This is a genomic window from Bradyrhizobium sp. ORS 375, from assembly GCF_000239775.1.
Classification (GTDB): domain Bacteria; phylum Pseudomonadota; class Alphaproteobacteria; order Rhizobiales; family Xanthobacteraceae; genus Bradyrhizobium.
This window is the reverse complement of the sequence record NZ_CAFI01000125.1, coordinates 1-19,125: the sequence shown is the minus strand read 5'-3', so window position 1 is coordinate 19,125 and position 19,125 is coordinate 1. Positions and strand designations below refer to the sequence as shown.

The following is a 19,125-nucleotide window of genomic DNA, read 5'->3' as shown; positions in this document are numbered from 1 at the left end:
GTGCCGTCCTCACCAGGAATCCGGACAGGGGTCGACGATCTTCCAGAGCTCGACGCCGTTCGTGATCTTCTTCATCTCGGTCGTGAGCCCGCCGTTGCGACGAATCCAGGACTTCACCGTCTCGGGATAGAACGACATCAGCTCGGACGTCCCCTCCAGGCTGGTGACCTTGATGCCAAACGTGAACGCCTTGTCGTAATAGGCCTGGTGGAACCCGATACTCGCCTTCGGCGTGACGCAGATCTTGTTCAGCGGCACGATGCCGAACACCAGCGTGCAGGCCGAGTTGCAGATGCCGTCGATGATGACCCGCTGACGCGTGTCGCGGATGTGCCTGTACTTGGCCTTGTACTCTTCGATATACCCGCCATGATCGCGCGTGATGTGCAGATCCGCATGCGCCGGTGTCGCGGCGATCAGCGAAAGCACGACGCATGGGATCAGGCGTTTCATGGATTGGACAGGAAACCCGGTCTCAAGTCGGCGCGATCGCGGCAGGGCCGTTCGGCCCGACGGCATCTCCCGAACATTGTCATGGAATCCTTAAGCATGCGGAAAAGGCCAAAATTTTGACAGAACGGCCCTCTTTGCGCACCCTTTCCGCCCCTGTCGGGCTAGATTACCGGCCCGATGGCTGCCTTACTGTCGTTTCCTGGAGGAAAAACATGAGCAAGCTCGCATTGTCAGCCGCAGCCCTGATCGTCGCCGCGGTGGCCCTGGCTCCGGCCGCCTCCGAGGCGCGCGGCCATCACCGACACCATCGCCATCACCATGGCCTGCCCTACGCGATCAGCTACCTGCACAATTATGGCCCTGGCCCACTGCCCGGCACCTTCGCGTTCTACGACGGTCCCTCGACCAACCATTGCTACCAGAGCTCGGCCGCCTATATCGGCCAGGACCGGCGCAGGCACCCCTGCTTCTGACGCAGGCGGCCGCCTCCAGCAAGTCGATGACGATGCGCTGCGAAGGCTGGCCTTGCCCCGCCAACTCTGATATCCGGAGCTCCTTGGTGGGTCTGCATCCCGTCGGTACGCGCTCGTAGCTCAGCTGGATAGAGCATCGGATTTCGATTCCGAGGGTCGGGAGTTCGAATCTCTCCGAGCGCGCCAGCGACACGGCTAAATTGCCTCAATGAAGCAAAGGGATTGCACAGCGATTGCCGTCGGTCGCTTCTGAGGTTTCTCGAAAATCGGGATCAAAGTGGGGAATTCGGGACCGATGCGGAACAAAAATCCCGGAAGAAGTCCGGACTAAGTCGAATGCATTGAACGCGGGAGGTGGCTTGCGGGCCGCCCGACCAGGAGGCAAAAACCTAGCGGCTTCACACGCGCAGACGTCGAGACTGCGCCTATCGCGCCTGGATCCATATGATGCACGATGCAGGTCGCCGGGCCAACGCAAAGCAGATCCGGCCAAGCCCATTGCTTCTGCGGCGAAGCCGTTGATCTTAAGACCACTAGCGGTCACGTCTATTCCGGCCACATGCTGGCACCCCAAAGGCAAGACCGGCATAATCATCTGCAGTCTCTATTCGATGACTAAGCCTACCGAGCTTCTCAATATCGGCTTCCAGCATGTCCGTTGCCATATCGGGTTGCGTATACTTCATATTGATACGTACCGTCCGAACTCCACGAAAGAGTATGCGCCGGAGTTCATTTGGGATCGCCGGCCGCACGCGGTGAGTTGGACAACCAAGTCATCGACGGCCTGAGAGGAGAAGCGCAACGCTTCCCCCTGCCCGATGCGCTGAAAAACAAAAAAGCCGCCCGAAGGCGGCCTCCTCAACGATGCACTCGATACGATCAACACTACCTGACCGCAACGCCCAGCCGGGCAGCCCCTCGCTTGATCAGGGATGAAATCAGGTCGACCGCGCGGGTCTGGTGAACAACTGGATCCTCGACGTGGATGGCCCGGATCTCCGCGGCCAGTGCCGAGTGCGCCGTGCTCAACTCAAGCGACACGCGGAAAGGTGCGCTCTGCACTTTCCGGTAAACCGCATTCAGATTGAAACAAGGAATGACAGTCCCAAGATCATCGTTTTCTGATCTATCCAACGGACGCTTTTCGATCCTGAAGTCGATATCGGCTGGAAGGCATTGCGAGGTACGCACGTAGAACTGGTCGACCTTCTCGTATCCATTGGCCAGCTGCAGGTCATCAAAAAACCTCGGATGATAGCAGAAGTAGCCGTGGTTGACCGAACCGATGCTCGGAGACTGGTGTGCGACGACCCCGCCTATTTTCAGAGCATCATGCATCACCTTGAACACGTTCACCTGATTGATGATATGCTCGGATGTTCCGAAATTCAGCACGACATCGAATGAGCCGCAGAGATCGGCGGGCATCTCCTCGCGGTTAAGATCGAACACGCGTGTCTTATGCCCCGGGCAAACATCGAACGATACATAGTCGATGGCGGTGTGCTCGAGCAGCTCCGACAGATACAGCATCTCACGGCCAGGTTTTAGGAGTGAGCGCTCGGCGAGATCCTCTGCAACATCATCCGATATGGGGCTTCCGCCAAACGCAGCCACCAACAGCTGAGCGTCCTCGACGGTGAGATCGTGCAAGAACGAGGAGCCGATATCCAACACAGCGTCGCCCGGCTTGAGCAGGCCTCGCCTCTGCAGATACCAAAGATACGACGTCAGAATACCCATACCACCCCACCCTACGCCGGTACGGTGGCATATTACCAAATGTTGCAGCACGGACAAGCGTCTATCTTGATTAGGCCGTTCAGCGCTGTTGATCTTCATAGACGTCCGAGATCACGAAGCAATCGCCCGCCACGAAGTTGCTCGCATCGGCCTTGACGCACGTCCCGCCGGTCGATCCACAAAGGATGGAGCAAGTGATCGTCTTGCCATTTGCCGCGATCTCATGCCCCGCCAGGCCAGCACCCGCGTTCGGGGTATTCGGAAGCGTGAATCCGATCGTGTTTGTGCAGCTTCCGATCGTTGAGATGGAGAAGTCGAGTGACGCCGGTGCCGCTGAGGCCCTCGACGGCGCCAGATCATTGGCGAGCGCCAGGGTCGGGTTGCCGGCCACGCCGTCGCCGTTGCTGATGGTGATCCCCGCGGCCGGCGCCGTGATCGTGCGCGCGGCCGCGGTGCCGGCGCCGCTGCACGCGATCATGCGATTTGGTCGACAGCGCCGCGACGGGATCGGATCGGCTTCCCGGGCTTGGACGGTGGTACCGACAACCAGCGACGGCCGCGTGCGGGTCGCCGTGCAATCCTCAGGGTCGCCGGGGTCCGCGGTGGTGCGACACTTGATGGCCCGATTGACCATCTGCGCCAGCTTGGCATTGGTGACGCTGTTGGCCGCGTAGGCGCCGTCGCGAGCATTCCGCAACCGATCGCGTTGCCTTTCTCGCGGAAGGCGCAGGTTGAGGCGGCAGCCGCCTGGATATTCGGGACGTTGCCGGTGGTGTTGGCGCGCGGCCAATCACCGCCAACGCGCCCGATTGCGGCAGCATCGAATCCAGCACCTTGGTTGGCGCCGATCGCCGCGGCGCACGAGCCTGCCGACGTCGAGACATCACGGCGCACGGGCTGCCCGGATCACGTGCCCACCGGGGCCGCTACCGGGCGAGCCCAAATAACGGACAGCCATTTGGGACGTGCCGATGTCTTCGAGATCTCCGAAGCCATATCCGCGAAGCTCTTGCGCGATCTCGTCGGGATCGAAATGACTGAGCCAGGGTTCACCGATTTCGGCCGTATACGCCCCGAGCGCGACGATTCCGGCTCGCTACTCCGGCGGATAGCTCTCCAGCGGTCCGCTATAATCGAACACCACCACGGATTCCGGGACGCTAGCAATATAACGCAGCGTCGTCCCTATGGCTGCTCGCCCAAGATAGGGGACGACGCCAAGCCCGATGAAGAGCGCGGGGCGATCAGGATCGAAGCCGGCATCACGTAGCCCCGCGACCGAGATCGTCACTTTCGAAGTCGATCGCCGAAAAGGTCAGCGAGGCCGGAATAGTGAGGCCGACCTCCGACAGGCGCCTTCGTTTCCGGGCTTGGGTCGCGGGATGATCGACCTCGAAAACCCGCAACCCTAAATCCGAATATGGATTGCGCAGCGCGAATGTATCCAAGCCGGCGCCGAGAGCCACCGCTTGCCGCACGCCGCGTGCCACGGCCACACCAAGGCAATCCTCGGCAAAGCGGCTGCGCGCCGCGATGAAGATGCGCATGCCCCGTTGTGCCGGGCTTGCGGATATCCAGCGATGATGGCATCGGCGCCGTCACCACGGATGGTGCGGGCGAGAGGATCGGAGAATACCTTGCCGCCCTCCAATAGCTGATGGGCAGCCCGATATCTGGCTGCGCCGAGAGCGGTCCGACTTGGTTGTCGTTCGGACATAGATTTGCCTCTGTTGAGGGGACAATAAATCTCGTTCGCTCGCGCTGAGATCAATCATGATCCTAGCGCGACAACGCTGCTTGAAGCACGGATGGATGCTAGAAGTTTTGGTTTCGGGAAACTGGCGAAGGACGGCCGAAAGAGCAACTCTTGATCGAAACTATGTTTTGTGTTCATTACTTGAGTAAGGGCAGCGCTATTTTGACATCGCTCGTACCTGCCCGCCCCACTTCGCATACTCTCCAGGAGCCTCGTTGGCGCTTGCTTCGTGAGGCGCGTGTTTTTTGGCGGTGACCAGCCGTTGGCTGGTTACCCTACTGTCGCCGTTGCTGGTGTCGCCTCTGTTGGTTCAGAGTTTTTGCTCGGGGAATGCAGACACTGCAGGGTGCCGTGCCGCAGCCCGAAGGCGTGATGAACTGAACCTTTGAACCGTCTGCGCTGCCGACTCCACCTCCAATGTTGCCGTGCCGCGCAAGCATGACAACGGCATGCTCTAGCGACGACATGTGGTGCGGTGATCAGCGTCGCGGTGCGCAGGTCCGCTTGCCAACAAACCCTTGCCTGTTGTTGCGGGTATCGCGCGGCGCTGGCGCCGTCGACTACATGGGCCCGCTGTCGCCGAACGACGAGCCTGTCACCGCGCTGTTCAGCGCACCGCGCGACGTCATCCATCCTAAAGCTGGCTGACACGAGGATTATCGGCGGCGGCCCGACGCGCGCAATGATACCATCGGATTATTCGAAACATTTTGCGCGAATTTAACACGATCTGGGCCATTGTCCCCGGACCGAAGCGGCATGGGATGCAACGATGATTGTTCAGATCAAGGCGATGTGCGAGGCCAATGGCTCGGTGCTGGCTGCGACCTCCTACGATGATACCGATGAGCAGGCGCGGGCGACCGCGGTGATCGGTCTGCTGCAGCAGGTCCTCGCCCATTCCGGCGACGCTGACGATCAGCGCCTGTTCACGTTGGACATCGGCACGGTTTCCGGGCTCTGAGTTCAAGAGCGAGCGCAGCCGCCGCGCGCCAACGCGCTACCAGCCTCGGCCCCGCCGATCGATCGTTCATCTGATGATGCAGGCCTTTGCCTGCCGGCTCCATTTGAAAGCGGCGCCACATGGCGGCCTGGGCCGGGTGCCCGCCGGACACTCGTTCCACACCGGCGCTCCCATCTCCCAGCCATCCACGACGCATCCGCCATTAGGAGCGACATGGCATCCTGGACCACAGGATTGGTTTGCGATCGCTCCGCCGGCTTCAGCGGCAAGGCCGGTCAACAGCACGGCGAGAAACATCAGCCTCATTGCTCTACTCCAATGCATGCGCGGTGCGCAGGAGCCGTTCGCCTCACTTGGGCCTTCAGCGCCGGCCACTCCTCCGGAAAGCGTCGAGCGCTCAGTCCGTTCCTGCACAATGCGCGACGGCGCTGTTTCGAATGAGGCCAACCAAGCATGCGTCCTCGCGATTTCTGCCGCTCGCCTGTGACGAAAGATCGCGGCGCGCATCATGGACCCGCCTTGCTCTCCGCACGAGAACGCCACAACTCACCATCGAAATGGTTCGAAGCTCGGCGCGGCGAGGATGTTTTTACCATATTTCGATCCGACCGCGCCTGTCTGGGCACCACGGAAAGCTAAAAGTCATCTCTTCACATCAAACGTAGCGAAAAGAACTGATTTCCACCACGAAGCGACAACAGTTTCGGATGGATCGGGGTGAAGCGGTCAGACAGGTCAACATCATGGCTCGAAAATTCACGCCGCGCGAAGTGATTGCCCGATCGTACCCCAGCTGGGATTACGCCATGGCTGATCGATTGATCGCATGGCTCGACCACTGCGGATACGAGATCGTCGAGAAGAGAGACGAGATCGCTGCCGCAAACGGCACGGCCGATGAGTTGCCACCGCAGATGATCAGCGCCTGCTGACCGACGCTCCCGATCGCACTGAACACGCGCGACTGAAGCACCTCGCTCAGACGGAGGTCTGCTGGAACTGGTCAGGAGTTCGGGGGTTCAACAGACAACGCAAGACCAAGCATCGTTGCACGTCACGGGAAAACCATGCCTCGCAAGCTCCCGCCCCGCCAGGTCATCGCCCGCTCCTATCCGACCTGGGATTATGCCATGGCCGACCGTCTCATCGCATGGCTGGACGATTGCGGCTACGAGATCGTCGAGAAGGCGGCGCACCCGGACGCCAGCCTTGTACCGGCTGCGCCGGAGAAGGAGACATCGTTGGAAAGGTCGCATTGATCTCGCCGCAACCACGGTATGGACCCGGCGAGACCATGACCCTTCGGCCTTCGTCGTGAGCTGCGGCCTCAGGCGAGCAGCTGCTTTTCGATTTCATAGACCGGCAGCTTGACCAGGTCCTTGTGGACCTCGCCATGCAGAACCTTGCGCACGGCGTCGGAGTAATCGGCGCGGATCATGCCGAGTGCGCGCGGCGAGGCGACCATGGTCAAGGCTTTGGTCTCGCCGGCGAGGACGGCGTGATGAAGCCGGTCGGCGATCTGCTTGAGAAAGGCCCGCTCGGCCTGATCGTGCCAATCCGTCTGCTCCACCGAGCTGCGGGCGTGGCCGAAGGATTGCTGCACGGAGCCCGGCGCATCGCTGCCTTGAGCGCTCGTGCGGTCGTTCTCGTGCTCATGAACCTCCTTGGTGTGCAGGTTCGGAAACATGCTGTCGCCGACATTCTCCAGGATCAGCGCCTTGCGCCCATCGCACACGACGACCCAGTCGCCGGTTCCGACCTTCATCTTGTCCATCACCCTACTCCTTCGTCGCTCGCACCCACCTGGGCAACGCGAGCCAAGCCCTAGAGGCTTTCTTCGAAATCTTCCAAGGAGAGACCGAATTCCGACAAGGCTTCCTCCAGATAGTCGCCGAGCATCGGCGTCTCGATCAGATAGGTGGCTGTGCGGTTGTTGTGCGCCTGGGCAGCCTGGGCGCGCAGCTCATCCCAATTCTCGAGCGAGCCGTCGCCGCGGCCGAGCCAGGTCAGCGCCACAAGATCGATCTGCTCGTCGACATTGAGCCCCTTTATGAAGCTGATAAGCTCCGATCGGTCGGTGTTCCGACCGCGTCCCCCGGTGCCCGGCGCCGAATCGTCGTCCGCGAGATCTGCGAGCAGATCCGGCTCGGCGGCTTCCATCTCGTACTGATGAGCCTTCGTCACGACGAAGGCGACCTTCTCCGGCGAGATGGACAGGTTGGGCGGGCTGGTCGTCATTCTGCGTCTCCCTGGGGCCGAGGGCAACGCGCCCTAGTCCCATCGAGGTGACGCTAGGCGCTCCGGCGGGAGTGCACTTTGCGCAAGATCAAGGCAGGCCGGCGGCACGGAGAACGGTTCTGCTCGGCCACGTCGTCAGCGAAGACCTTCCTCTGAGTCGAGAACGAACGACAGCGGCTTCCTACCAAGTGGCAACGAGTCCGCCGGAATGGGGCTGCTGTGCGACGAGGATCATCGGTTTGCCCGGATGCGCTTTCGTAGCCTTCCGCTTCGCGCTCGCTGCGGACTTGGTCGGCGTCTCCGACATCTTCGTTGCTGTCCGGGGCACTTCGACGGTCGCGGTGGCCACCGCCTCGCGCTTGGTCTCGGTGACGTTCATCTGCGCAAACGCGTCACGCGGATGGCTCCGCGCAGGCTCGGTGGCCGACACGACCGCCGGCTGCTCGGCCTTCGCGACCGTCACAGGTGCCGGCACCGACGTATCCATCACGATCCGCTCAGGCCACTGGCGGGCCGATTTGATGCGCACGGCCGGCAGATCGGATGCGGCTGTCAAGTTCGCCGGCAGCGGTACGCTGGGAAGCACAGCGTCCGCGAGGATCAGCAGCGCGAACAAAGTACCGCCAACAAACAGAAAGTAACGCAAGATGGGCATAATTCACCGCTCCGTCGGCTCACTTGAGCCGACCATCCACCCTAACGGAGGCCATGACAGTATGTTCCCGGCGCAACCGATCAGGTTCAACGACCGCCGGAAACTAGCGCGACATAATTAGATTTTCGTCGCTGCAACCAGCACGCATTTGGCCGTGCTGACATTAACGTTGACAAATCCGACATGGACGGCGGCGAAGGTCCGGCGGCTCTGCGACCGCACTTCTCCCGAGACGACCCGGCGACGGTCGCTCACATGCCCACCGTCGCGCCGGGCGAAGGCGCAGTTGATCTCGACATCCTTGACGGCGAAGCCATTGGTATTGCGCAACGTGAAGGTCACGAGGGCTTTCGACCCGAGACCGCCTCGTCGCCACGACTGGGAACTGATGCGCAGGCCGGACAAAACGTCCGGGCTCGGGGTCGCAGGACGTTCTTGCCGCAGGATCGGGGCGAGGCTCGCATTGGCGTCCATCAGCCTGCTCCCCGGGCCGACGGCCGCCCCGGACGGAGCTGGACTGGTGCCCAAGTTTTCCGCCGCTCCGGGCACCACGGACGGGAAGCCCCGCGACGGCTGCGTGCCGTCCTCATCGCCGGCGTAGGGCGCATTCGCATGGTTCATCACGAGCTGCGCGAGGGATATGTCTGCGTTCTCGCCGTCATCCGCCGACACGATCAGCCAAGCGACCACGCCCGACGTGATCAGCGCCAGCGCGAGCAGGCCCAGCAACGCGGTTCCCAGCGGGATCTGCGCGTCGTCGCGCCGGCGCGCGGCCAAGGAAGCCGTAGCGCCGAGCTTGCGTCCCAACGAACGAGAGAGACCCGCGCTCATGTCTGTCTGCACCATCGGCCGCCCCGGCGGGGCGTTTGGAAGTTCAATCAGCAAACAACGACAGCGTTGCAGGCAAAGCCGACAATTGGAGGGCAGGTTCGGATACCGGCTGGTTGGGGGCACTGGCGCGGCCGCGGGCGAGCCGTTAAACAGGCGCGTCGTTGCCGACATCATGCAAACGCTGCCGCTGCTCGGGCGGTTCACTGGGCGAAAGATCTCGACGATGCTGCAAGTCACCTGGGACCACATTCATCTCCGCAGCCCGGACCCGGAAGCGACCGCCAACTGGCTCCACGACATTCTCGGCGGCGAGATTGTCCGCAATCCCGGCCGCATCGACGTCAAGCTGGGAGGCGCCAGCGTGTTCATTGCCAAGGTCGAGCCGGGTGACGGCGTCAATGCTCCGCCTGTGACGCCACACCAGGGCCTTGATCATTTCGGGCTCACGGTGAAGGACATCGACGCCGTGGCGGCCGAGCTGAAGGCCAAGGGCGTCACCTTCACGACCGAGCCGACGACGATCCGCCCCGGTGTGCGCATCTGCTTCATCCGCGGCCCCGAGGGCATCTCCATCGAGCTCCTCGAGCGCGACAAGAGATACGCCTGATCGGCCGCGTCCCGACTACGTCATGCTGCCCGGCATGAAGCAGCGGATCGAGAGCCCCTGATAGCCGCGCATCGGCCAGACCATGGTGCGGCCGACGCGGTTGGGCTCGGTGATCACGGCATCGTCGGGCACATCGAACCATTCGCCTTCGATGCGGACACGGTAGTGGCCGCCCTTGCTCTCCCAATCGACGTCGCTGACGGCGCTGCCGTCGGCATCGGAGCAGCACGGGCCCTTGCCGCTGCGCAGGCCCTCGAACCACGCCTTGATATCGGGCGATGAGTTCGCCCATTGCCCGCGGTCGCGCGCCTGCGCCGGCGTGGCGAGCGCGATCAGCAATGCTGCGCCGGTGACCTGGATCGGAGGCTTCCAGCGGCCGGCCTCCTGCCGCCTTGAACCGGGGTGACTGACAGCCGAACAATCAGCGCGATGCGACGCATGGCCGCGGGACACGATCGATTTGCTCATTCCATCTGGCTCCTGCACCACTCCGGGGTGCGTCGATGGCGATGCATCAACCGGGCCAGATTTCGAATCGATCGCGGCTTCGTGAGAGTCGACCCAGGGATCGACGTAGTCCCAGCACGTCAGCAGCGAAAGCGTGACTACTCCGCGGCCTGCTCCAGTGGCGCGGTGCGCGGCAGGATGATCTGAATACGCGTGCCGGCGCCGGGCTCGGTGTCGAGATCGAGCCGGCCGCCGAGCCGGTTGGTGACGATGCTGTAGACGATGTGCAACCCGAGCCCGGTGCCACCCTGATCGCGGCGTGTCGTAAAGAACGGGTCGAAGGCGCGGCGGCGGACGTCGAGCGACATGCCGCAGCCATTGTCGGAAAAGATGATCTCGACATTGTCGCGCCCGGATTCGCGGGCCCGGATCTCGATCACTCCGCTGCGTCCATCCGGGAACGCATGCGCGACGGCATTGAGGAAGAGATTGGTGAGCACCTGGCCGTAGGGGCCGGGATAGCTGTTCATCACCAGATTGGGCTGGCAATCGACATTGATCGTCAGGTTCTGTCTGCGCACGCCCGGGCGCAGGCTCATCACCACCTGCTCCGTGAGATCGGCCAGATCGAAGCTGCGCTGGTCGGAGTAGTTGCGGTCCGCCGCGACCTGCTTGAACGATTGGATCAATTCTGCCGCGCGATTGAGATTGGCCACCAGCTGCGCCGCCGCATTGCGGCTGGTGTCGATGAACTCGTTGAGGCTCGAGCGCCTCAATTCGCCGCGCGTCACCGCCTCGCTGAAACGCTCGGTCTTGCGCTCGAGCGCGGAAGCCACCGTCAGGCTGATGCCGACGGGATTGTTGACCTCATGCGCGACGCCCGCGACCATGCGGCCGAGCGCCGCGAGCTTTTCGGCCTCGATCAGCGAGGCCTGCGTCTCGCGCAGGTTCCGGAGCGCAGTCTCGGCCGCCTCCTTCGCCTTGCGCATCTCCTGCTCGCTCTTCTTGCGCTCACCGATGTCCAGCGCCACGGTGACGATCTTGTCGACCTCGCCGTCGGCATCGAGCAGCGGCAGCTTATTGACGAGCCATTGCCGCATGACGTTGCAGGAATCCAGGTATTCTTCCTCGTAGAAGCCGAGGCCGTCCTTCGTCGCGAGCACGCGCTTGTCGTTGGCGTCGGTCTTGTTGGCGCCGTAGCGCGACATCAGCTCGCCCGTCGTGCGTCCCAGCGCATCCTCGGGCTCCACGTTGAAGATGCCTGCCATGTAGCGGTTCATCAGCACGTAACGCAGGTTGCGATCCTTGACGTTGATGACCGCCGGGACGGTGTCGATGACCTGCTGCAGCAAGCGCCGTCCTTCCGCGATCGCGTCCTCGGCGCGTTTCTGATCGGTGATGTCGCGAACCACCCCCTCGTAGCGGACGACCTCGCCATTGTCGTCGCGCGCCACCGTGGCGCTGTCGGAGAGCCAGCGGATCTCCCCGTTGCGCCGCCGAACCTGGTACTCGAACTCGCGCACCATGCCGTCGCGCCGCATCAGCCGTTGATAGCGTTCGCGCGCCAGGGGATGGACGTAGATCGTATCCGCGATGTCGTTGACGCTCTGGATCAGATCGCCCGGCGATTCGTAGCCCATGATGCGCGCAAGCGCCGGGTTGGCGTTGAGCACGAGACCGCTCGGGGTGGTCACATAGATGCCGTCGATCGAGGCTTCGAACAGCTTGCGATAGCTCTCCTCGGCGAGTCGCTGCTCGGCGAGCGCGCGCACCGCCGCCTCGCGCGCGGCGTCGGCGTCCTGCAGCGTCTGCCGGAACACCTCGGCGGCGCGCGCGATATCGCCGATCTCGTTCTGGACGTCGGTCTGCGGGATCGAGGTCGCCTTCTCGCCCGCCGCCAGCGCCCGGATCGAGCGCGCGATCGAGGCGAGCGGCTTCACCGTCCGGCGCACCACGAACCAGGCGGCAAAGATGCCGATCAGCACGCCTGATGTGCCGAAGATGATGCTCTGCCACTTCGTTTCCGCGAGCGTGCGCGCGAAGTCGCGCGACAGCACCTTGCCCTGGCTGGCGCTCAGCGCGCGCAACAGCTCGGTGACGCGGCCGATCAGCCGGCCTTCGATGCCCAGCACCTCCTTGTCCAGCCGGCCGATCTCGTCCTCGGTGCCGGAGATCGCGATGATCGCCTCGGCATAGCGGTCCACCGCCGCCCGCAAATTGGCGTCCTCGATCGGCAGCGCGCGCATGCTGCGGGCCGCCAGCTCGGCACCGGCGGGATCGCGTGCCAGCAGCGCCGCTCCGACCTGGTTCTGCACCTGGAACAAGGCGCGCGCCGTGCCGCGATCGGTAACGCCCGCGATCGCCTCCTCAAATCTCTCGCGCGCCGCCGGCAGCCCCGACAGGAGCTCGGCGCGCTGCCCGATCAGCGCACTGATCCGGTCGATGCCCTCGCGGTAGTTCGTCAGCCGCTGCGAGACGCCATCGATGGTCGCCTGCTGCTCCGGCGCCAGCTGCAGCCGCGTCTTCTTCAACAGCGCGCTGAGCTCGGTCGCCGCTTCCATCACGCGGTCGGAGCGCGAGGCGGGATCGGTGACGAAATCGCGTGCCGCGAGCCGCAGCTCATTCATGCGCTGATCGATTTCCTCGGCGAGATCGCCGACGCCCTGCAGCCGCTGCAGCTCGGCAAAGGTCGAATCGATGTGGCGAATGGCGATCACGCTCGCCATGCTGGTGGCGGTGATGACGGCCAGCAGCAGCAAAAAGCTGCCAAAGATCATCCGTCCGATCGTGATGGATCGGAGGCGATCACAGGCCAGGCCGAAATCAACGTTTTTACTCATGGGATCCGATGGTCGGAACCGCAGTATATACGAGCCGCCGCGCGGCAAATAGAACAAATTAGGAACATCGCCCGCCTGGAACCCCCGCCAGACGAAAAATAGTCTGTGCGGTTAACCGGCCGCACCGAACGCGAACACCTCCCCGTCATAGCCAGCCTCGCGCGGAATGCGCAGCTCGCGACCGCCGTCGGCAGTCCTGGTCATGACCGGCATCACCGTCACGATGGCCATGTCACGCGCGGCGGCCAGCGCATCGGCCACCGCCGGCTGTTTGCCGAGCCGGATCAGGTTGCGCGTGGTCGGGAACGGCAGCTTGAAGCGGCCGTCGTCGCCGCCCGCGAGCGCCTCGCGTGGCGATACCCAGATCGAGTCGGTCGATTCCCGGCCGTCATGGGCGCCGAGCTGGTCCGGCGGCGCGGCCGCCAGGAAGAACCAGGTGTCGAAGCGCTTCGGCATGCCTTCGGGCGTGATCCAATGCGCATAGGGCACGAGCGCATCCAGCGCCAGCACGAGGCCGTTCGCCTCGATCACCTCGCGGAAGCTGATCTTGCTCTCGCACAATGCCAGGCGGTGCGCCGCCTCGATCTCGCGCGCGGCGGCGGCATCGATCAGCGCCGCAGCGCCCTTGCGGCGCGCCAGCAGGATGCCGCTCTCCTCGAAGGTCTCGCGGACGCCTGCGATGCGGAAGCCGAGCGCCTCCACATCGAGCCCCTGATCACCGGCATAGAGCTCGGGATTGCCGGCGATCTCGCGATCGCCCTTGTCGACGCTGCCACCGGGAAAAACCAGGGCGCCCGAGTTGAACTCGATCTGATGGTGACGCACCATCATGAACAGCTCGATCTCCCGGGCCGACGCGCTGTCGCGCAGCAGCAGCACGGTCGAGGCGGGACGAACGGCGGCAGCCTCAGTCATGATTACTCCGCGGCGGTGGCTCGGGGTTGCAGACTAGCGCGGGTGTCGGTGCGGGCGACGCGGGACAAGAGATAATCGACCTCGGCCTTGGCCGCGGCCGAGATCGCGGAGCCTGGCTTGCGCTGCGCGCTGGAGGCGATGGCGCCGCGCTTCTGCAGCACGTATTTGCGCACCGCGAGCCCGGCCCCGGGCTGCTGCTCGTAGCGGACCAGCGGCAGATGGGCGTCGAACAGGTCATGCGCGGCATCGCGCTTGCCGGCCTGCGACAGCTTGACGACGTCGACCAGCATTTCCGGAAAGGCGTAGCCGGTCATCGCACCGTCGGCGCCGCGCTCCATCTCGAAGTCCAGGAACAGGCCGCCATTGCCGCACAGGATCGACAGCGGCCGCAGCGAGCCGTCCTTCTGGAACGCGCGCAGCGCCGAGATCTTTTCCAGGCCCGGCCAGTCTTCGTGCTTGAGCATCACGCAGGACGGACTGTCCATGACGATCTTGCGGATCACCGCCGGCGTGAACTGGACGTTCAGCGTCAGCGGGTAGTCCTGCAGCACCCACGGAATGTCCTCGCCGATCGCCTCCTGCGCCTGCCTGAAATAGCCCGTGATCTGATCATCGGTGCGCAGGCTGGGCGGCGGCGCGATCATCACGCCGGCCGCGCCTGCGTCCATCGAGGCGCGGGCCAGCGCGCGCATGGTCGCAAACCCCGGCGCCGAGACGCCGACGATGATCTGCAGGTTCTTGGCCCGCTTGGCGAACCGCACTGCGACCTGCTCGGATTCGGCGGCATCGAGCTTCGGCGCCTCACCCATGATTCCCAGCACCGTGATGCCGTCGCAGCCGGCCTCGGCATAGAAATCGACCAGACGGTCGATCGAGGCCTCGTCGATGCGGCCGTCATCGTGGAACGGCGTCGGCGCGATCGCGAAGGTGCCTTTGGCGGCGGCGGTGAGCTTCATCTGGAGCCTCTCTCTCGTTTGGTCGTTCCGGGGCACCTCGCAGAGGCGAACCCGGAGTCTCGAGATCCGGGTCCGGTCCTTCGGACCGTCCCGGAATGACGCTATAGCCTAGAACCGCCGCGCGGACTTTCGAATCTCGGCCTCCGAAAAGAATATCTCCCCTGCATGTTCGGCGATGTCCTCCGCCTTCCAGGCCGAGGATGGCGGCTTCCAGCCATCCATTTCCATCATGCGCAACTCGCGCACGCCGCGCGGACCGGAGACGCCGAGCACCTTGCCCGTTTGATCGCCGGACAGATGGCTGACCATGTAGAGCACAGCCGGCGCGATGCCTTCCGGCGTCAGCGCCGCGCCCGGGTTCTCCTTGTAGCGCGGCAGATCGGCGGTCATCCGCGTCAGCGCACCCGGCGCCAGAGTCCAGACCCGGATGTTGTACTTGCGGCCCTCAATGGCCAATACGTTCGACAGGCCCCAGATACCGCCCTTGGCTGCGCCGTAGTTGGACTGGCCGAAATTGCCGATCAGGCCCGAGGTCGAGGAGGTGTTGACGATGACGCCGCCGCCATTGTCGCGCATCCAGCGGAACACCGGCAGCGTGCAACAGAACGTGCCCTTGAGGTGGACCTGGATCACCTTGTCCCAGTCGGCCTCGCTCGACTTCGCGAAGGTCTGGTCGCGCAGGATGCCGGCATTGTTGACCAGGATGTCGGCGCGGCCGAAATGGCGGATGGCGTCGTCGAACACCGCTTGGCCGCCGGCCATGGTCGAGATGTCGGCGCCGTTGGCGACCGCGCGGCCACCCTCGGCCTTGATCGCGGCGACCACCTGCTCGGCCATCGACAGGTCCGAGCCGGAGCCGTCGCGCGGGCCGCCGAGGTCGTTGACGACGACCGCCGCGCCCTCGCGCGCGAACAGTTTTGCGTAGGCCTCGCCGAGGCCACCACCTGCGCCGGTGATCAACGCCACCTTGCCGTCGAGCAGTCCCATGGTGTGTCCTCCCGCTGCGTTGTTTGTTCTATCCGTCATGGCCGGGCTTGACCCGGCCATCCATCTTCGGAAGAGGATGGATGCCCGGGTCAAGCCCGGGCATGACGACAACTAACAGGTGTGCCTCACACGCCTGCATCAACCGAGCACCGTCTTGCCGTTCTTGATGACGGTGACGTTGCGGTCCTTCACGCGGGCTTCGAACGAGATCACGTTGCCGTCCTTCCACAGATCGACCGTCACCGTCTCGCCGGGAAACACTGGCGAGGAGAACCGCGCCGCGTGCTGCTTGAACGCTGAGGCGTCGTAGTCCGCATAGGTCTGCAGCACGGCGCGGCAGGTCAGGCCGTAGGTGCACATGCCGTGCAGGATCGGCCGCGGGAAGCCGGCGCGGCGGGCGAACTCGGGATCGGAGTGCAGCGGGTTGCGGTCGCCGCACAGGCGGTAGATCAGCGCCTGGTCGGGCCGCGTCGAAATGTCGACGCTGCGGTCCGGCGCGCGGGAGGGCACCGCATGCGGATCGGGAATGCCGCCGGACGGACCGCCGAAGCCGCCGTCGCCGCGGGCGAAGCGCGAGGCCACCAGGGTTGCCAATGGCGCGCCGCTCTCATCGCGCAGGATGGTCTGGTGGCGGATCACGGCGCCCTTGTCCTTGCCCTTGTCGGACACGGCGAGCACGGAGGAATCGGCGGTGATCTTCGCGGCGACAGTCAGGGGCTTATGAAAGGTGATGTCGCGCTCGCCGTCGACGACCAGCACGCGGTTCAGCTTCATGTCGCCGGGACCGGCGCCCCAGGCCGCGACGGAGGCGAAGGTCGGCACCACCTTCAGCGGCCGCGGCTCGGCCGTGGCCTCGTTGACGAAGGCGAGCTCCTTCTCATCCATCGGATCGGCGCCCATGCCGATGCCATAGGCGTACAGCATCACCTCGCGATCGGTGTAGGCGTAGGGCTGCCCCATCGCCTTCATCGCCATCAGCTCATCGTAGTTGATCGGCATGTCGCCTCCCCGAATTTCGTTTCTTCGTCGGGTGGACAAAGCGAAGCGTGCCCACCGTCATTTCTTTTGGTCGAACGGTGGGAACGGCCCTCCGCGCCTTTGCCCATCCTACGCACTGGTCGTCAGGCAGACAGCTCGATCCGCCATCGTCATTGCGAGCGGAGCGAAGCAATCCAGGGCCGAGCAAGACGCCCTGGATTGCTTCGTCGCTTCGCTCCTCGCAATGACGCGCGGATGCATCCGTACTCCCGCGCCTACTACACCGGCGTGAAGAACGGAAGCGGCGCGCCGTCGGTCGGCTTGAACACCACCTTCACCTTCTGACCGATCTTCAGTTGATCGAAATCGCAGTCGACGAAATTCGTCTGCAACGACGGCCCTTCCTTCAAGGTCACATAGCCAATCGCATACGGGCCCGTCGGCGACTTGCGCATGATCGAGAAGGTGTAGATCTCGCCCTCGCCCGCGCTCTGCTCCCACACCGTCTGATCCGAGAAGCAGAACGGACAGATCGAGCGCGGGAAGTAATGCGCCTCGCCGCACGACGTGCAGCGCTTGATCAGGAACTTGCCCTCGGCGGCGGCGTCCCAGAAGGCCTTGGTCTCGGGATTGGTGACGGGAGCCGGCAATTTCTTGGCTTCAGACATCAGACGCGCTCCAGAATGCAGGTCGAGGCGGCGTGGCGAACGCCGAGCAGGCCACCGGTGCCATGGGCAATGGCGAGGTCGCAGTTCTGCACCTGCACCTTCGGATGGGCTTCGCCGCGCAACTGGCGCACGGCCTCGATCACCTTGGTCATGCCGCCGCGGTTGACCGGATGGTTGCTGCAGAGACCACCGCCATCGGTGTTGAACGGCAGCTTGCCGACGCCGGAGATGAGATTGCCGTCGGCGACGAACTTGCCGCCCTCGCCCTTCCTACAGAAGCCGAGATCCTCGAGCTGCATCAGCACCGTGATGGTGAAGCTGTCATAGATCGAGGCGTATTTGATGTCTTTCGGCGTGACGCCCGCTTCCTCGAAGGCGCGCGGGCCGGACCACACGCCGGCGGAATAAGTGAGATCGAGATCCTTGCCGCCGCGCGGCCCCTTCATGGCCTCGCCATGGCCGATCAGGCGCACCAGCGGCTTCTTCAGGCTCTTGGCGATCTCAGGCGTGGTCACAATCAGCGCGCCGCCGCCGTCGGTGACGACGCAGCAATCCATGCGATGCAAGGGATCGGAGATCATCGGCGAGTTGATGACGTCCTCGACCGTGACGACCTCCTTGAGCATCGCATGCGGATTGTACTGCGCGTGATGCGAGGCCGCGACCTTGATCCAGGCGAGCTGCTCGGACGTCGTGCCATAGTCGTGCATGTGGCGCATGGCGCACATGCCGTAAGCGTTGTGGGTGGTCGCACCGTAAGCGGCTTCGAAATCAGCCTCCGCGCCCGCCGCGCGCGGCGGCATCGGGCCGGTGCGCGGCTTGCCGGCCAAGGTGATCAGCGCGATCGAGCACTTGCCCGCGGCGATCGCCTCGGCGGCGTGGCCGACATGGATCAGATAGGAGCAGCCGCCGGTCTCGGTGGAATCGATGTGCCGCACCTTCAGCCCGAGATAATCGACCATCGGCCAGGCACCGCCCGGCGCATCGCCGGCGCAGAAATAGCCGTCGACATCGTTCGCGCTGAGCCCGGCATCCTCCAGCGCGCCCTTGGCGACCTCGGCGTGCAGTTGCGCGGTCGATTTGTCGGGTGCGTGCCGGGTCGGATGCTCATAGATCCCGGCAATGTAGGCCTTGCCCTTGATGGTCAATTCCGTCTCCGCTTCCTGTCGTTTCTTACCCAATGGTTGGAGATTTTCTGGACCCTCATACGAGGCTTGGCAAGCGTCTTGGCAAGCGCGGACAATATTCCGCGCGGTGGAGATGCCGCCGACGGCGCCTCTCACTCCGCCGTCGTCCCGGGCTTGACCCGGGACCCATAGCCACCGGCGGATGTTGTTAGACACCGTGGTCGACCAGCGTGCGTGACGACTTCTCCCTGTGGTTATGGGTCCCGGGTCAAGCCCGGGACGACACCGGGGATGTGGCGCGAGCGAGCACCAAATCGAACTACACAGATGATCGCATTCCCGCGACATCGCTGCCCGGGTGATGACGGTCTGTTTCACCCTCGCCGATCGGAGGGCGCAGGGAAGGCCAGGCGTCGGCTGACGCCTGCGGCCCGCCTGCGAGAAAAATGCAGGCGGCAGGTACCACAGGTGCAGCCGAGAAACG

The 19,125-nt window shown here is 63.9% G+C and carries 22 protein-coding genes and 1 tRNA gene; 6 read left to right on the top strand and 17 right to left on the bottom strand.

Annotated elements, in window-relative coordinates; all coding sequences use genetic code 11:
• Positions 1-9 precede the first annotated feature (9 nt).
• Positions 10-453 carry a hypothetical protein gene (locus BRAO375_RS11160; protein WP_009027580.1) on the bottom strand — a complete coding sequence of 148 codons (444 nt, stop codon included), beginning with the start codon at positions 451-453 and terminating at the stop codon, positions 10-12.
• Between the two features lie 212 nt (positions 454-665).
• Between BRAO375_RS11160 and BRAO375_RS11155 the strand changes: the two genes are divergently transcribed.
• Together BRAO375_RS11155 and BRAO375_RS11150 are read left to right on the top strand one after the other, a co-directional pair.
• Positions 666-926 (top strand): hypothetical protein, encoded by a 261-nt coding sequence (locus BRAO375_RS11155; protein WP_009027579.1) that lies wholly within the window; start codon positions 666-668, stop codon positions 924-926.
• Between the two features lie 109 nt (positions 927-1,035).
• Positions 1,036-1,112, top strand: a tRNA-Arg gene (locus tag BRAO375_RS11150).
• 702 nt (positions 1,113-1,814) lie between these two features.
• Here BRAO375_RS11150 and BRAO375_RS11145 read toward each other — a convergent pair.
• The 4 genes from BRAO375_RS11145 to BRAO375_RS38850 form a co-directional block, all read right to left on the bottom strand.
• Positions 1,815-2,672 (bottom strand): class I SAM-dependent methyltransferase, encoded by an 858-nt coding sequence (locus BRAO375_RS11145; RefSeq protein ID WP_009027577.1) that lies wholly within the window; start codon positions 2,670-2,672, stop codon positions 1,815-1,817.
• A gap of 79 nt (positions 2,673-2,751) precedes the next feature.
• Positions 2,752-3,462: a hypothetical protein gene (locus BRAO375_RS11140; protein WP_139031358.1), complete on the bottom strand. Its 711-nt coding sequence runs from the start codon at positions 3,460-3,462 to the stop codon at positions 2,752-2,754.
• Between the two features lie 306 nt (positions 3,463-3,768).
• Positions 3,769-3,963, bottom strand: coding sequence for a class I SAM-dependent methyltransferase (locus BRAO375_RS38855; RefSeq protein ID WP_009027575.1), 195 nt, complete (start codon positions 3,961-3,963; stop codon positions 3,769-3,771).
• Positions 3,935-4,219: a class I SAM-dependent methyltransferase gene (locus BRAO375_RS38850; RefSeq protein WP_009027574.1), complete on the bottom strand. Its 285-nt coding sequence runs from the start codon at positions 4,217-4,219 to the stop codon at positions 3,935-3,937. The genes BRAO375_RS38855 and BRAO375_RS38850 overlap by 29 nt, the downstream gene beginning before the upstream one ends.
• Before the next feature lie 981 nt (positions 4,220-5,200).
• Between BRAO375_RS38850 and BRAO375_RS11130 the strand changes: the two genes are divergently transcribed.
• From BRAO375_RS11130 to BRAO375_RS11125, 3 genes are all read left to right on the top strand, one after another.
• Entirely contained in the window at positions 5,201-5,392 is a 192-nt protein-coding gene (locus BRAO375_RS11130; RefSeq protein WP_009027573.1) for a hypothetical protein, read from the top strand.
• 743 nt (positions 5,393-6,135) lie between these two features.
• Entirely contained in the window at positions 6,136-6,324 is a 189-nt protein-coding gene (locus BRAO375_RS36205) for a hypothetical protein (RefSeq protein ID WP_009027572.1), read from the top strand.
• A 135-nt stretch (positions 6,325-6,459) separates the two neighbouring features.
• Complete coding sequence (locus BRAO375_RS11125) at positions 6,460-6,651, top strand: hypothetical protein (RefSeq protein WP_009027571.1); 192 nt, start codon at positions 6,460-6,462, stop codon at positions 6,649-6,651.
• Between the two features lie 68 nt (positions 6,652-6,719).
• Here the strand turns inward: BRAO375_RS11125 and BRAO375_RS11120 are convergent, their stop codons facing one another.
• The 4 genes from BRAO375_RS11120 to BRAO375_RS11105 all read right to left on the bottom strand — a co-directional run bounded on the left by BRAO375_RS11120 (position 6,720) and on the right by BRAO375_RS11105 (position 9,131).
• A complete protein-coding gene (locus BRAO375_RS11120; protein ID WP_009027570.1) occupies positions 6,720-7,166 on the bottom strand; it encodes a host attachment protein in 447 nt (148 codons plus the stop codon).
• A gap of 50 nt (positions 7,167-7,216) precedes the next feature.
• A complete protein-coding gene (locus BRAO375_RS11115) occupies positions 7,217-7,630 on the bottom strand; it encodes a DUF3775 domain-containing protein (RefSeq protein ID WP_009027569.1) in 414 nt (137 codons plus the stop codon).
• Between the two features lie 181 nt (positions 7,631-7,811).
• Positions 7,812-8,246, bottom strand: a complete 435-nt coding sequence (locus BRAO375_RS11110) for a hypothetical protein (RefSeq protein ID WP_244423164.1) — start codon at positions 8,244-8,246, stop codon at positions 7,812-7,814.
• A gap of 156 nt (positions 8,247-8,402) precedes the next feature.
• A complete protein-coding gene (locus BRAO375_RS11105) occupies positions 8,403-9,131 on the bottom strand; it encodes a hypothetical protein (RefSeq protein WP_009027567.1) in 729 nt (242 codons plus the stop codon).
• Positions 9,132-9,339: 208 nt separating this feature from the next.
• Here BRAO375_RS11105 and BRAO375_RS11100 point away from each other — a divergent pair, with 208 nt between their 5' ends.
• Positions 9,340-9,723 carry a VOC family protein gene (locus BRAO375_RS11100; protein WP_009027566.1) on the top strand — a complete coding sequence of 128 codons (384 nt, stop codon included), beginning with the start codon at positions 9,340-9,342 and terminating at the stop codon, positions 9,721-9,723.
• A gap of 15 nt (positions 9,724-9,738) precedes the next feature.
• On the opposite strand, the gene BRAO375_RS11095 is transcribed toward BRAO375_RS11100, so the two are convergent.
• The 8 genes from BRAO375_RS11095 to BRAO375_RS11060 all read right to left on the bottom strand — a co-directional run bounded on the left by BRAO375_RS11095 (position 9,739) and on the right by BRAO375_RS11060 (position 18,662).
• Complete coding sequence (locus BRAO375_RS11095) at positions 9,739-10,191, bottom strand: hypothetical protein (protein WP_009027565.1); 453 nt, start codon at positions 10,189-10,191, stop codon at positions 9,739-9,741.
• Between the two features lie 137 nt (positions 10,192-10,328).
• Entirely contained in the window at positions 10,329-13,010 is a 2,682-nt protein-coding gene (locus tag BRAO375_RS11090; protein ID WP_009027564.1) for a PAS domain S-box protein, read from the bottom strand.
• A 111-nt stretch (positions 13,011-13,121) separates the two neighbouring features.
• Entirely contained in the window at positions 13,122-13,925 is an 804-nt protein-coding gene (locus BRAO375_RS11085; protein ID WP_009027563.1) for an NUDIX hydrolase, read from the bottom strand.
• Positions 13,926-13,927: 2 nt separating this feature from the next.
• Positions 13,928-14,881 carry a dihydrodipicolinate synthase family protein gene (locus BRAO375_RS11080; RefSeq protein ID WP_009027562.1) on the bottom strand — a complete coding sequence of 318 codons (954 nt, stop codon included), beginning with the start codon at positions 14,879-14,881 and terminating at the stop codon, positions 13,928-13,930.
• Positions 14,882-14,989: 108 nt separating this feature from the next.
• A complete protein-coding gene (locus BRAO375_RS11075) occupies positions 14,990-15,868 on the bottom strand; it encodes an SDR family oxidoreductase (RefSeq protein ID WP_009027561.1) in 879 nt (292 codons plus the stop codon).
• A 138-nt stretch (positions 15,869-16,006) separates the two neighbouring features.
• Complete coding sequence (locus BRAO375_RS11070) at positions 16,007-16,867, bottom strand: MaoC family dehydratase (protein ID WP_009027560.1); 861 nt, start codon at positions 16,865-16,867, stop codon at positions 16,007-16,009.
• 257 nt (positions 16,868-17,124) lie between these two features.
• Positions 17,125-17,514, bottom strand: a complete 390-nt coding sequence (locus tag BRAO375_RS11065; protein WP_009027559.1) for a Zn-ribbon domain-containing OB-fold protein — start codon at positions 17,512-17,514, stop codon at positions 17,125-17,127.
• Positions 17,514-18,662, bottom strand: coding sequence for a thiolase family protein (locus BRAO375_RS11060; protein WP_009027558.1), 1,149 nt, complete (start codon positions 18,660-18,662; stop codon positions 17,514-17,516). The genes BRAO375_RS11065 and BRAO375_RS11060 overlap by 1 nt, the downstream gene beginning before the upstream one ends.
• Positions 18,663-19,125: the final 463 nt, after the last annotated feature.